The organism is Nocardioides sp., assembly GCA_037045645.1.
GTDB lineage: Bacteria > Actinomycetota > Actinomycetes > Propionibacteriales > Nocardioidaceae > Nocardioides.
Map to the genome: position 1 here is coordinate 2238057 of JBAOIH010000001.1, position 12548 is coordinate 2250604.

Annotated in this window: 9 protein-coding genes; 4 read left to right on the plus strand and 5 right to left on the minus strand. The window is 68.5% G+C overall.

Going from position 1 to position 12548, the window contains the following annotated elements; genetic code table 11:
* Positions 1-169: 169 nt before the first annotated feature.
* The 3 genes from V9G04_11115 to V9G04_11125 are packed head-to-tail and all read left to right on the plus strand — an operon-like array spanning position 170 to position 4785.
* Complete coding sequence (locus V9G04_11115; protein ID MEI2713808.1) at positions 170-2275, plus strand: molybdopterin-dependent oxidoreductase; 2106 nt, start codon at positions 170-172, stop codon at positions 2273-2275.
* Complete coding sequence (locus V9G04_11120) at positions 2272-3960, plus strand: AMP-binding protein (GenBank protein MEI2713809.1); 1689 nt, start codon at positions 2272-2274, stop codon at positions 3958-3960. Before V9G04_11115 ends, V9G04_11120 begins: the two co-directional genes overlap by 4 nt.
* Before the next feature lie 54 nt (positions 3961-4014).
* The gene (locus V9G04_11125) at positions 4015-4785 is read left to right on the plus strand and encodes an enoyl-CoA hydratase/isomerase family protein (protein ID MEI2713810.1); all 771 of its coding nucleotides are present in this window, start codon (positions 4015-4017) and stop codon (positions 4783-4785) included.
* Positions 4786-5172: 387 nt separating this feature from the next.
* Here V9G04_11125 and V9G04_11130 read toward each other — a convergent pair whose 3' ends face one another.
* The 4 genes from V9G04_11130 to V9G04_11145 form a co-directional block, all read right to left on the minus strand.
* Positions 5173-6129: an ABC transporter substrate-binding protein gene (locus tag V9G04_11130; GenBank protein ID MEI2713811.1), complete on the minus strand. Its 957-nt coding sequence runs from the start codon at positions 6127-6129 to the stop codon at positions 5173-5175.
* 102 nt (positions 6130-6231) lie between these two features.
* On the minus strand, positions 6232-6957 hold the full coding sequence (locus V9G04_11135; protein MEI2713812.1) for an ABC transporter ATP-binding protein: 726 nt from the start codon (positions 6955-6957) through the stop codon (positions 6232-6234).
* Complete coding sequence (locus V9G04_11140; protein ID MEI2713813.1) at positions 6954-8795, minus strand: ATP-binding cassette domain-containing protein; 1842 nt, start codon at positions 8793-8795, stop codon at positions 6954-6956. Before V9G04_11140 ends, V9G04_11135 begins: the two co-directional genes overlap by 4 nt.
* The gene (locus tag V9G04_11145; protein ID MEI2713814.1) at positions 8792-9646 is read right to left on the minus strand and encodes a branched-chain amino acid ABC transporter permease; all 855 of its coding nucleotides are present in this window, start codon (positions 9644-9646) and stop codon (positions 8792-8794) included. The genes V9G04_11140 and V9G04_11145 overlap by 4 nt, the downstream gene beginning before the upstream one ends.
* Before the next feature lie 324 nt (positions 9647-9970).
* Here V9G04_11145 and V9G04_11150 point away from each other — a divergent pair, with 324 nt between their 5' ends.
* Positions 9971-11629: an AMP-binding protein gene (locus tag V9G04_11150; protein ID MEI2713815.1), complete on the plus strand. Its 1659-nt coding sequence runs from the start codon at positions 9971-9973 to the stop codon at positions 11627-11629.
* Positions 11630-11688: 59 nt separating this feature from the next.
* Here V9G04_11150 and V9G04_11155 read toward each other — a convergent pair whose 3' ends face one another.
* Positions 11689-12537: a PaaX family transcriptional regulator C-terminal domain-containing protein gene (locus V9G04_11155; protein ID MEI2713816.1), complete on the minus strand. Its 849-nt coding sequence runs from the start codon at positions 12535-12537 to the stop codon at positions 11689-11691.
* Between the last annotated feature and the right edge of the window lie 11 nt (positions 12538-12548).

Below are 12548 nucleotides of genomic sequence, written 5' to 3' on the forward strand. Positions count from 1 at the left end.
GATGACGGCACCCGGCAGGAGTTGCGGGTCGTACAGCGCCTGTGTCCCTTCTGCGAGGCGACGTGCGGCCTGGAGCTGACCCTGCGCGGATCCCACGTGGTCCGCACGGCCGGTGACGGGCAGGACGTGTTCAGCAAGGGCTACATGTGCCCCAAGGGCGCGAGCCTAGGTGAGCCTCCACGACGACCCCGACGCGCTGCGGCAGCCCGTCATCCGCGAGGGCGAGGAGTTCCGTACGGTCTCCTGGGACAAGGCGTTCGACAAGGTCGCCGAGCTCGTCGGCAAGGTCCTCGACGAGCACGGCCCCGAGGCGATGGCGGTCTATCTGGGCAACCCGGTCGGGCACAATCTGGCCGGACTGCTCTATCCCCGTGCCTTCATCGCGCCGCTGGGCACGCCCAACCTCTACACCGCCTCGACACTCGACCAGCGCCCCAAGGACCTGGCCAGCGGCCTCATGTACGGCGACCGCTACACCCTGGCCGTACCCGACCTGGACCGCACCGACTTCCTGATCATCCTGGGCGCCAACCCGATGGAGTCCAACGGCAGCCTCGCCACTGCTCCGGGCTGGCCGCGGCGCCTGCGGGCCCTGCAGGAGCGCGGCGGGGAGTTCGTCGTGGTGGACCCCGTCCTCACGCGTACGGCCGAGTTCGCCGACCAGCACCTGCGGCCACGGGTGGGCAGCGACGCCGCCCTGCTCACCAGCATGGCCCACGTCCTGTTCGATGAGGACCTGGTCGACCTCGGCCGACTGGAGGAGTTCGTCCTCAACGTCGACGACGTGCGTGCGGCTGTGGCCGACTTCTCCCCCGAACGCCTCGAGGGGTGGACCGCCATCCCCGCCGAGGTCGTACGCGACCTGACGCGGCGCCTGGCCGGCGCTCGCCGTGCGGTCGTCTATGGCCGCATCGGCACCGCAACGACCCTTTTCGGGTCGATCGCGTCGTGGATGGTCGAGGTGCTCAACACCCTCACCGGCAACCTCGACCGGGTCGGCGGCGCGATGTTCCCCAACCCGCCGAGCGGGTCGATCAACACCCAGGGCACGCCGCGTTTCGGTCCGCCGATGCGCACCGGTCGGTTCCGCACCCGCGTGAGCAACGCACCCGAGTTGTTCGGCGAGCTGCCGACCGCGTTGCTCTCCCAAGAGATCGACACCCCTGGCCCCGGGCAGTACCGCGGCATGATCCTGATCAGCGGCAACCCCGTGGTGTCCAACCCCAACTCGGAGCGGATGGACGCGGCGATGGCCTCGCTCGACGCGCTCATCGCGGTCGACCCCTACATCACCGACTCCACCCGCCACGCCCACGTGATCCTGCCGCCGCCCTCGGCCCTGCAGCGCAGTCACCTCGACGTGCACTTCGCCATGTGGTCGGTGCGCAACACCGCCCGCTACTCCCCTGCCGTGCTGCCGCTCGAGCCCGGCCAGCTGGAGGAGTGGGAGATCATGTGCCGCCTCGGCGCGATCTTCGAGGGTAAGGGCGCCTCCATCGCCGACATCGACGACAACCTCGTGCGCTATCTCATCGCGCGCGAGGCCAAGCAGCCGGAGTCCCCCATCCACGGCCTGGCCGTCGACGAGGTCATGGCGGCTCTCGAGCCCCGTACGGGCCCCGAACGCATCCTCGACTTCCGGCTGCGCGTCGGTCCCTACGGCGACGGGTTCGGGCACGGCACCGGCACCCTGACGATGGACCTGCTCGAGCAGCACCCCCACGGCATCGACTTCGGGCCCATGCAGCCGCGCCTGCCCGACGTGCTGCGCACCCCTACCGGCATGGTCGACCTCGCGCCCGAGATCCTCGTCAACGACCTCGACCGCCTTTCTCGCGCGGTCGACGAGGGCCCGGTCGAGGGCCTCGTGCTCATCGGTCGACGCCACCTGCGCTCCAACAACTCCTGGATGCACAACGTCCCCAACCTGATGACCGGACGCGACCGCTCCCGGCTCCAGATGAACTCCGACGATGCCGCCGCTCGCGGCCTGATCACCGGCAGCTTGGCCCGCGCCACCACCAAGACCTCCAGCGTCGACGTGCTCGTCGAGGTCACTGACCGCATGGCGCAAGGGGTCGTGTCCCTGCCGCACGGCTGGGTGCACGGCAGCGGCCCAATCGGCATGCGCACCGCTGCCTCCCGTCCCGGCGTCAACAGCAACCGCCTGGCCAGCTCCGACCTCGACGTTCCGTCGTGGAACGCCATCCTCAGCGGCATCCCGCTCGAGGTGTCCGCCGCACCAGTGGAAGCCGACGAAAGGGCACGACGATGACCAGCTCCTCCGGATCCGCACTCGCGTTCCGCCCTCACCCCGAGGCCGACGCCGAGCGCTACCGCGCCGTGGGCTGGTGGCCCCAGACCACCCTGGTCCACGACATCTATGACTGGGCCGTCCGGCAGCCGCGCCACGCGGCGATCGTGAGTTATCGCGCCGGTGCCACGACCTCCGACACGACCACATATGGCCAACTCACCGCGATGGCGGACCGCTTCGCCGCCTCCCTCGTGGAGCTGGGCGTGGAGAAGGACGACGTCGTCTCGATCCAGGTGCAGAACGGCTGGGAGTTCGCCGTCGCCGCGATCGGTGCCGCTCGGGCCGGCGCGATCGTCAACCCGCTCGTCACGATCTTCCGTCGGCGCGAGCTCTCCTTCATGCTCGCCCGGGCGGACTCGCGGGTACTCGTGGTGCCGGGCGTGCTGCGCGGCTTCGACCACGCGGCACTGGCCATGGAACTGGTCGAGGAGCTCGACGGGCTGCAGCACGTCGTCGTCGTCGACACCGACGGCACCACCCCGCCCGAGGGCGCCACCCGGTTCAGCGATCTCATCGCGCACGGCGCGACGGACCCGGCGCAGGTGCTGGCAGGGCGCGAACGCGGCACCGACGAGCTCGCGTCGCTGATGTACACCTCCGGCACGACCGGCGAACCCAAGGGGACGCTGCACACCTACAGCACGCTGTGGTCTGCGGGCCAGGCCGTGTTCGACAACCTCGGCCTGACCCACGAGGACGTGGCGTTCATGGCCTCCCCGATGGGGCACCTCACCGGCTATCTGTGGGGCCTTCTCATCCCACTGTCCCGCGGCATGACCACGGTGTTCCAGGAGGCCTGGAATCCCGGTCAGTTCCTCGACGTCATCGCAGACGAGGGCATCACCTGGACCATCGGCGCCACCCCGTTCGTGGTCGACTCCGTCGCCGAGCAGCAGGACCACCCTCGCCGGTTCGACTCCCTGCGCATCTTCGTGTGCGCGGGTGCGCCGATCCCGCCGGTGCTCTGCGTGCAGGCCGAGGAGGTGCTGGGCGCCAAGCTGGTCGCCCAGTGGGGCACCTCGGAGTGCGGCGGCTGCACGATCCACTCCCTCGACGACAGTGTCGACGTGGTCGCTGACAGCGACGGTCGTCCCAACGGCTACATGGAGGTCAAGCTCCTGGCCCCCGACGGCGGCCCCGCCCCGGTCGGCAGCGAGGGCAGGCTCGTTGTACGAGGACCGAGCGTGTTCGTCAACTACATCGGTCGCCCCGATCTCTATGACGAGGTCGTGAGCGCCGATCACTGGTTCGACACCGGCGACCTCGGCATCGAACGTCGCGACGGCACCATCCGGATCACCGGGCGGGCCAAGGACATCATCATCCGCGGCGGGGAGAACATCCCGGTCGTGGAGGTGGAGAACCTCCTCTACACGCATCCCGCGGTGAAGGAGGTCGCCGTGATCGGCGTCCCGGACCACCGGCTCGGCGAGAAGGGATGTGCGGTGGTCGTCTCGGACGGCACGCCCCTGACACTCGCCGATCTGACCCGGTTCCTCGACGAGCACGGCATGGCCAAGCAGTACTGGCCCGAACACCTGGTCGTGCTCAACGAGATGCCGCGCACGCCCAGCGGAAAGATCCAGAAGTTCATCCTCAAGGACACCGTCCCCGGCTCACTCGATGCCGGTGCCGGTGTCTGAACCCGAGTTCCATCCCTGCCGCACCTGCGGCCCCTACAGTGAAAGGCGGCGTCGATGACGTCCTACACCGAGATCCTCACCGACGTGACCAACGGCGTCGGCCGGATCACCTTCAACCGCGTCAACCGGCGCAACGCTCTGAGCATCGAGGTCTTCACCGACCTCAGCGACTGCCTCGACGAGTGGAAGACCAACGACGAGGTCGCCTGCGTGATGATCACGGGCGGTGAGGACGTCTTCTGCGCTGGCCTCGACCTCAAGTTGCAGTCGATGTTCAACAACCTCGAGCGGCGTGCGGCCTATTCGGAGGCGTGCCTGCGCGCCTACGGCACGCTGCTGGACTACCCCAAGCCCACGGTGGCGGCCGTGGGTGGCCCCGCGCTCGGCGGCGGCTGCGACATCGCTGTCTTCTGCGACATCCGCGTGGGCGCGCGCAACGTGATCATGGGTTACCCCCAGATCAAGATGGGCCTGACCCCCTACTTCTCCCCGCTGTGGAAGATCGTCGGGCTCAGCCAGGCCAAGCTGCTCACCTTCTCCGGTGACCGCATCGACGCTGAGGAGGCCTTCCGCATCGGCCTGCTCGACCGTCTCGTCGACGCCGGTGGCGTCCTCGACGCGGCCACCGAGCTGTGCGAGTCGATCGCGGGCACCACCACCGCCTCGGCCGCCAACAACAAGGAGATGGCGCTGCGCTCGCCCGCCATGGACCCGATCAGCGCACTGGCCTACGAGACGCTCGCCTACCGCGAGGTCATCTGGCACGACGAGGTCGTGGAGCGGATCAACTCCGCCTACAGCAAGATCAGCTCCAGCATGAAGTAGTCAGCACTCGCTCCACGCCAGTGGCGCCGTCCCCTCCGGGGCGGCGCCACTGTCCTTGTGTGCTCCGGGTCGTTCCACGCACACACGAACGAGGGCGCCGCCCGGATTCGGACGGCGCCCTCGTGAGGGTCCTCGGCGGGTTGGGAGGTGCCCGACGAGAGGTGCGACTACTCGATCGTCACCTGCTGGTTGCTGCCTCCCTTGGCCTGGTAGGTCACCAGGAAGGAGCCACCGAAGCCGTCGTGGCTGTCGGCGAAGGAGATGGTCGAACCGGTCGAACCGGCAGCACCGTCGAGCGGCTCGAGGCCGGTGATGGCCTCGGCCAGCTTGTCGCCGGCGCCGTCGCCCTTGGTGTCGATGAGTGCCTGGATCGCGATCCGCGTGGCGTCATAACTCTGGACGGCCGCGTCGGGGTACTGCTGCTTGGCGTCGTACTCCGCCTCGTAGGCCTCCTTGAACTCCTTGAAGGCCGGCTTCTCGGTGTCGACCGACGCCGGGAAGTAGGCACCGGGGAAGCTTGTCGTAGGCGTCGCCGCCGACCTCGAAGGCGTCGGGGAAGCCCACGCCGACCAGACCGATGATCGGGATGTCCACGCCCTGCTCGACCATCGTCTTGGCGATGAGGCCGTGGTCGGCGCCAGTGGAGCCACCGATCATGACGGCGTCGGCACCCTGGTCACCCAGCGAGCGCACCGGGCCGGACATGTCCGTGCCGGCGAGCGCATACTCGATCGGCTTGCCCGACAGCGGCAGGGAGATCTCCTTGGCGAACTGCTCGAACATGCCGGCGAGGGCGGGACCCACCGCGCCGTTGTCGGCGAGGATGCCGGCCTTCTTGGAGCCGAGCGCCTGGGTGATCTCGGCGACCGCCCTGGCCTGGTCGATGGCGGTGGCGGCGACACGGAAGGTGTACTTGGCGCCGTCGGTGATGCCGGGCGAGGACGAGGCCGAGGCCAGGTAGACGACCTTGTTGCGCTCGGCGACCTCGCGGATGGCGAGGCCCTCGGCACTGGAGAGGCCACCGACGAGCACGGCGACCTCGTCGACGGTGATGGCACGGGTCGCGACGCGGGAGGCGACGTCGGGCGAGAGCTCGTCGTCATAGACCTTGAGCTCGATGTCCTTGCCGTCGATGCCGCCGTCCTCGTTGGCCTGAGCGACGGCGAGCTTGGCCGCGTTGACCATCATCTCGGCGGTGTCGGCGTTGGAGCCCTTGAGCGGGGCGACGAAGCCGATGGTGACCTTGTCGTCGCTGCTGCCCGAGCCGCCGCCGCACGCGCTCAGCGCGAGGAGGGCCGCGGCGGCCACGGGGGCCACCAGAATCTTGCGCAAACTGCTCTTCATGTCGGTTCTCCTGGGGTGTGTCACCGGTGGTGGCCGGTGGACTGGGTGGGGCTGGTGCTGGGTGGTGCGGGTTTCCGAGAGGGAGGTTCGGAGGCGGCTGCCTCAGAAGTAGGCGCGCTGGACCTCTTCGTGCGAGAGCTCGTCGACCCGGCCGTTGGCGACGACCTGGCCCTTCCTCAGCACGACGAGTTCGTCGCACAGCGTCCGCAGACGCGTTCCGCTCTGTTCGACGACGAGCACCGAGACGCCACGCTCACGCAGCGAACCGATGGCCTCATAGATCTTGGCCACCACGACGGGGGCCAGGCCCAGTGAAGGCTCGTCGAGCAGGAGCAGCCGCGGCTCGCGAACGATCGCGCGGCTCAGCGAGAGCATCTGCTGCTCGCCACCCGAGAGCAGGCCGGCCAGTTGCGACTCGCGGCTCTCGAGAATGGGGAAGAGCTCGTGGATGAGCTCCAGGTGGGAGCGCAGCTTGGCCGCCGCGCCGCGGTTGGTGAGGGCGCCCGTGGCGAGGAGGAGGTTCTCCTTCACGGTGAGCGACTTCAGGACCATGTGGCCTTCGGGGAGGAAGGCCATCCCGTTGCGGCTGGTGCGGTCGGAGGGGTGACCGGTGGTGTCCTCGCCGTGGAACGTGATGCTCCCCGAGTGGGGCTTGAGCTGCCCGGAGATCACCTTCATCAGGGTGGACTTGCCGGCGCCGTTGAGGCCGGTGACACCGACCGCATGGCCGGGACCGACGGTGAGGTCGACCCCCCGCAGCACGTCGACACGCTTGTTGTAGCCCGCGTGCACTCCGCGCACTTCCAGTGCGTTCGTCGTCTCGCTCACAGCGCTGCCTCTCCCAGATATGCCTCGATGACGTCGCGGTTGGCGAGGACCTCGTCGGGGGTGCCCTCGGCGAGTACGGCGCCCTGGTTCATCACGACCATGCGATCGGCGGCGCGAACCACGAACCCGACGTGGTGGTCGATGAGGATCACCGAACGGCCCTGCGAGCGGAGCTGCTCGATGACGTGGAGCAGGTCCTCGAGATCGTTCTCGGTGAGTCCGGCACCTGGTTCGTCGAGCAGCAGGAGGCCGGGGTCGAGGGCGAGACCGCGAGCGATCTCGGCCAGACGGAGCACGCCGTAGGGCTGGGAGTCCGCGTCGCCGTCGGCATAGCGGCCGACGCCGACCTCGGTGAGGTTCTCCAACGCCGTGGCGTGGTGGATCTCGTCGTCGCGACGCGACTTGCGGCTGTGGAACAGCTGGCCGAGGAATCCGGCGCGGCTGTGGACCTCGCCGCCGAGCATCACGTTCTCGAGGATGCTCAGGTCGGGGACCAACGCGGGCACCTGGAAGGTCCGCGCGATGCCGGCCTGACGGATGCTGTGCTTGCGCTGACCGATCAGCGACTCACCCTTGAGGGAGATCGCTCCCGACGTGACCGGCACCTCGGCGGTGATCGCGTTGAGCAGCGACGTCTTGCCGGCGCCGTTGGGGCCGATCAGTCCGACCACCTCACCGGGACGCACGGACAGCGAGACCTCCTTAACCGCGACGACACCGCCGAAACGCACCGTCACGTCTTGGAGGTCCAGCACCGGCTCACCAGTGGCGGGCTGTCGTACGGGACGCTCGTGGGCCGTGACCGTCCGCTGCTCGTGCGAGGCGGCGGGCGTGCCACTCTCGGCGGAGCGGTGCGCCTTCTCGCGGCGCCAGGCGAGCGCGGAGCTGATCCAGCCCGCGACTCCCTTGCGGCCGAAGGTCATCAGGAAGATCACGGCGACGCCGTAGACCAGCGGCTGGTTGTCACCCATGTGGATGCCGAGCTCGTCGAGGCCGAGGAGCACGCCGACGCCCAGGAAGGGGCCGAGGAAGCTGCCGGCACCACCGATGACGGTCGCCAGCAGGAGCTCGATCAGGCGGTGGATGCCGAACGCCTCGGGCGCGATCGTGAGCTGGAAGTGGGCATAGAGCGCACCGGCCAGGCCGGCGAGTCCGCTGGAGACCACGAAGGCCAGCAGGCGCAGGCGGGCCGCGTCCACACCGACGGTCGGCAAAACGTTGGGCGTCTCGCGCAGCGCCACGAGCTTGCGACCCAGGGCCGAGCGGTGGATGCGCAGCATCAGGTCACCGACGAGCCAGGCCACCACGGCACACAGCCACAGATATTCGGTCGTACCGCCGACCAGCGAGGTCTCGCCGATGCTGGGCGGGGTGATCGAATAGATCCCGGCCGCACCGCCCGTCACCGAGGTCCACTTCGAGAAGACCTCGGTCACCGCCACCGCGAAGGCGAGGGTGACGATCGCGATGAAGATCGAGCGCAGTCGCGCCGTGGGTGCAGCGATCGCGCCGCCCAGCGCTGCGGAGAGCACGAAGGCGAAGACGATGGCCAGCCAGAACGACCAGCCCCAGTTGTTCTCCGCATAGACCGAGGCATAGGCGCCGACGCCATAGAGGGCGACGCTCGCCAGGGAGAAGATGCCGGCATAGCCGAAGACCAGGTTGAAGCTGGAGGTCAGCACATAGGCGATGCAGCCGGCTGTCGCGAGGTGGCGGTAGTAGCCGTCCTCGGACACGGCGAGCACCATGACGGCGAGTGCGATGGGCAGGGCCAGGTGCGGCCAGACCCGCCGCAGCCACCCGGCCACGGACCTCGTGTTGTCGAGCTGCGCGTTCACACTCGCTCTCCTGTCTTCTGGGACGCGAAGATGCCGGCGGGACGGACGGCGAGTCCGACCAGCAGCAGGACCAGCGCGGGGGTCAGGGGGATCTGCATCTCGACGATGCGCTCCACGGTGGCGCCGACCAGGCACACCACCGTGACGCCGAGGACGCTCGCGCGGACCGAGGCGATGCCACCGAAGACGACTCCGACCAGGGCCGTGATCATCAGCGGCATGGCAGCGGTCTCGGAGATCGCGGCGAGGCTGGCCTGCATCACGCCGCCGAGGGCGCTGCACGCGCCGCCGACGAACCACGTTACGAAGTGGAAGTTGACGGTGCGGTGCCCATAGAGCCGTACGAGTTCCTCGTCGTTGGCGCTGGCCTCCATGCCGCGGCCGAAGAGCGTGCGGTCGAAGAGCGCGACGACGATCACGACACTGAGCAGTGAGAAGGCGATGACCAGCAGGCGCTGCACGCTGACGTTGGTCCCGGCCAGGCTCACCGATCCGGACACCCAGGTGGGGCCGGAGCGGGGGCTGGTGCCGAAGACCTCGTCGCCCACCATCTGCAGGATGAGTGCGAAACCCAGCGTGGCCAAGGTCATCGCGACGGGCGGAGTACCGCGCACCTTGCCGGGCAGCACCGAGACGGCGAAGGTGACGACGCCGATGAGGCCGCCGATCACCAACGTGCCGATCGCGCCGAGGATGCCGCCGCCCAGCGCGACATAGACATAGCCGGAGACCACGCAGGTCGCGCCGGCGGCGAAATTGATGACACCGCCGATCCGATAGACCAGCACCAGGCCCATGGCGATGGGGGCCAGCACCGCCACTTGCGACAGTGCAGTCAGCAGGACTTGCATCGGGCCTTCTCCTTGGGTCAGGTGCCTCTGGGTCACACTTCCACGTCATGGATTCGCCGGGTTATTATGCGACAGTGGGATTGCGTTGCGCTCCAGTCTGTGTCACATTTCATACGAGTGTCAAGGGTCACATCGCGGAAGGTTCAAACCGCTCGGTCACGGTCGAACTCCCACGAGAGACCAGGACACCACGGAGCAGGGACACTTCTACCCGAGAGTCTCAACGTTTACTCAAAACAGGCCATCTGCTTGAAGACAAGCAGCGCCAACGTCCACCAAATCAGGAGCTGGGAAACCATGACCTCAACCGTTAGCCTCGACCCCATGACGTGGCAGCGACAGGTGTCGCCCGAAGACCAGGAGCGCTTCCGGAGCAACGGCTGGTGGCGCGATGTCACTGCGCTCGACGAGTTCCTCGACTCGGTCGCCCGCCACCCCCACAAGGCCGCCGTCGTGGCCTACTCCAAGGACAACCCGATCCCGTTCACGGTGACCTACGGCCAGCTCGGCGCGATGGTCGACCGCTGCGCCCTGGCCTACCTCGAGCACGGCGTCGGCAAGGGTGACGCGGTCACGATCCAGCTGCCCAACGTGTGGCAGTTCCCCGTCGCCGTCCTCGCCGCGATGCGCATCGGCGCCCTGCCCAACCCGGTGCCGCACATCTATCGCGGGCACGAGCTGCGCTTCATGCTCAACCACGCGCAGAGCAAGCTCTATGTCATCCAGTCGGACTTCCGCGGCTTCTCGTTCATCGACATGGCGCGCAACCTGCGCGTCGAGGCCCCGGCACTCGAGCACATCGTGACGATCGGCGCACAGCACGACGACACCCTCGACTTCGACCAGGTCTTCCTCGGCACGCCGCGCGAGCTCGAGCCCGGTGCACGGAAGCGCCTCGACGCGATGCGCCCCAAGGCCGATGACCCCGCCTTCCTCATGTTCACCTCGGGCACCACCGGCCAGCCGAAAGCGGCGCTGCACTCCTTCAACACCGTCTGGTCGGCCGGTCGCGGCATCACCGAGGGCGTGGAGGCCGGTCCCGACGACGTGTGCTTCATGGCCTCGACCGTCGGTCACCTCACCGGCTTCTATTGGGGCACCGTCTTCCCGCTGTCGATCGGCCAGAAGATCGTCTACCAGGACGTCTGGGACGCCGCGGCCCTGCTCGACATGGTCGAGCGCGAGGGCGTCAGCTGGACGGTCTCCGCGACGCCGTTCGTCCTCGACATGGTCAAGGAGCAGCAGCGACAGCCGCGCCCGCTCGCCAGCCTGCGTGCCTTCGCGTGCGGCGGAGCCCCGATCCCGCCGACCGCAGCGATCGCCGCCAAGGACGTCCTCGACATGGACCTGGTCTCTTTGTGGGGCATGACCGAGGTCGGTACGTGCACGGTCCACCACGTGGGCGTACCGGTGGAGACGCTGGCGGCCAGCGACGGCATGCAGGTCGACTTCATGGACCTGCGCATCGTCGATGACGAGTTCAACCCGGTCGCCGACGGCGAGGAGGGGCGACTGCAGGTACGCGGTCCGAGCATCATCCTCGGCTACTACGAGCAGCCCGACAACACCGCTGCCGCCGAGACCCCCGACGGCTGGTTCGAGACCGGCGACCTCGGCATGCACGTCCCCGACGGCGGTGTCCGCATCACCGGTCGCAGCAAGGACATCATCCTGCGCGGTGGCCAGAACGTCCCCGTCGTCGAGATCGAGAACGCCCTGATCACCCACCCGCACATCGCCGAGGTGGCCGTCGTCGCCTACCCCGACGACCGCATGGGTGAGCGCGGTTGTGCCGTGATCGTTCCCGAGGGCGAGGCCCCGACCCTGGCGGACCTCCAGGAGCACCTGTCAGCAGCCGGCCTGGCCAAGCAGTTCTGGCCCGAGATGATCAAGATCGTCGACGCCATGCCGCGTACGCCTTCAGGAAAGATCCAGAAGTTCATCCTGCGCGACCAGGTCAAGTCGGAGGTCACCGCCTCCTGACCCACGCACGCGCGAAGGGCCCGGCGGAGCGGCCGGGCCCTTCGTCGTCGCGTGCTGGCTCAGGCGCTGCTGGCGAGCTTGTTCCAGTGGCGCAGCGACCGCACCTCGAGCGCGTTGTGCCGATCACGGAAGACGCGCGAGGCCTCATGTCCGGGCCAGTTGGTCGGCAGGAACTGCTTGGGCAGGTCGGGGTCTAGGTAGGGGAAGCGCCGCCAGCTCTGGGTCAACGCAACTCGCTCCCGCAGGCAGTCGCGATCCGTGGGCGGATTGACGCTGCCGAAGGTGTCGATGAAGTGCTGGTATTCGGCCGCGAGTTCGTCGAGGTCCCAGGCCCGCTCCACGAGCCGGCGCTCGTCGGTGAGCGGGCCGGGGGTGCCGATGAACATGTGGGCCTGATCGACCAGGTTCAGGCTGCGCACGACGTCGGCGACGTCTTCGGCGCGCTCCCAGTGCGGGGTCAACCACTCCCCCGGGACGGGCGAGCCGAGTCCGGCCCAGGTCAGTCGCGACTGCAGGTGGTGGCGCAGCTTGCGCTGCTTTTCCGGCACCGAGACCGAGAGCATCAGCCAGCGACCGTCCCAACTCGTGTCGCGGGCGTCCCACCGAAAGACGCGCTGGTCACCGGCCTGCAGGGTGCGGAAACCGCCGGGGGTGATCGTCCACCGCACGCGGCGGCCGTCGCGTTCGGCCTCGATGAGACCGGTCTCGGAGGTGCGCTGGAGGGCCTTGCGGGCCGCATTGGGCTCGACGTCGAGGTCGGCCAGCGCCTTGAGCAGCGTCGAGGACCACACCGGGTCGAGCGAGGGCCACACGAACTCGCCGAGCAGCACCAGCAGCAGTGCGCGGGCACTGCTCTGCCGGGTCCCGGCGAGCGGCGCGCGGCTGTGGATGGCTGGCGTGGTCGTCACAGGAGGACGAT

What these genes read in the sequence shown, in the direction of transcription:
- V9G04_11120 (MEI2713809.1), top strand. Translation starts at nt 2,272, where the DNA reads ATGACCAGCTCCTCCGGATCCGCACTCGCGTTCCGCCCTCACCCCGAG.
- V9G04_11125 (MEI2713810.1), top strand. Translation starts at nt 4,015, where the DNA reads ATGACGTCCTACACCGAGATCCTCACCGACGTGACCAACGGCGTCGGC.
- V9G04_11130 (MEI2713811.1), bottom strand. Translation starts at nt 6,129, where the DNA reads ATGAAGAGCAGTTTGCGCAAGATTCTGGTGGCCCCCGTGGCCGCCGCG.
- V9G04_11145 (MEI2713814.1), bottom strand. Translation starts at nt 9,646, where the DNA reads ATGCAAGTCCTGCTGACTGCACTGTCGCAAGTGGCGGTGCTGGCCCCC.
- V9G04_11150 (MEI2713815.1), top strand. Translation starts at nt 9,971, where the DNA reads ATGACGTGGCAGCGACAGGTGTCGCCCGAAGACCAGGAGCGCTTCCGG.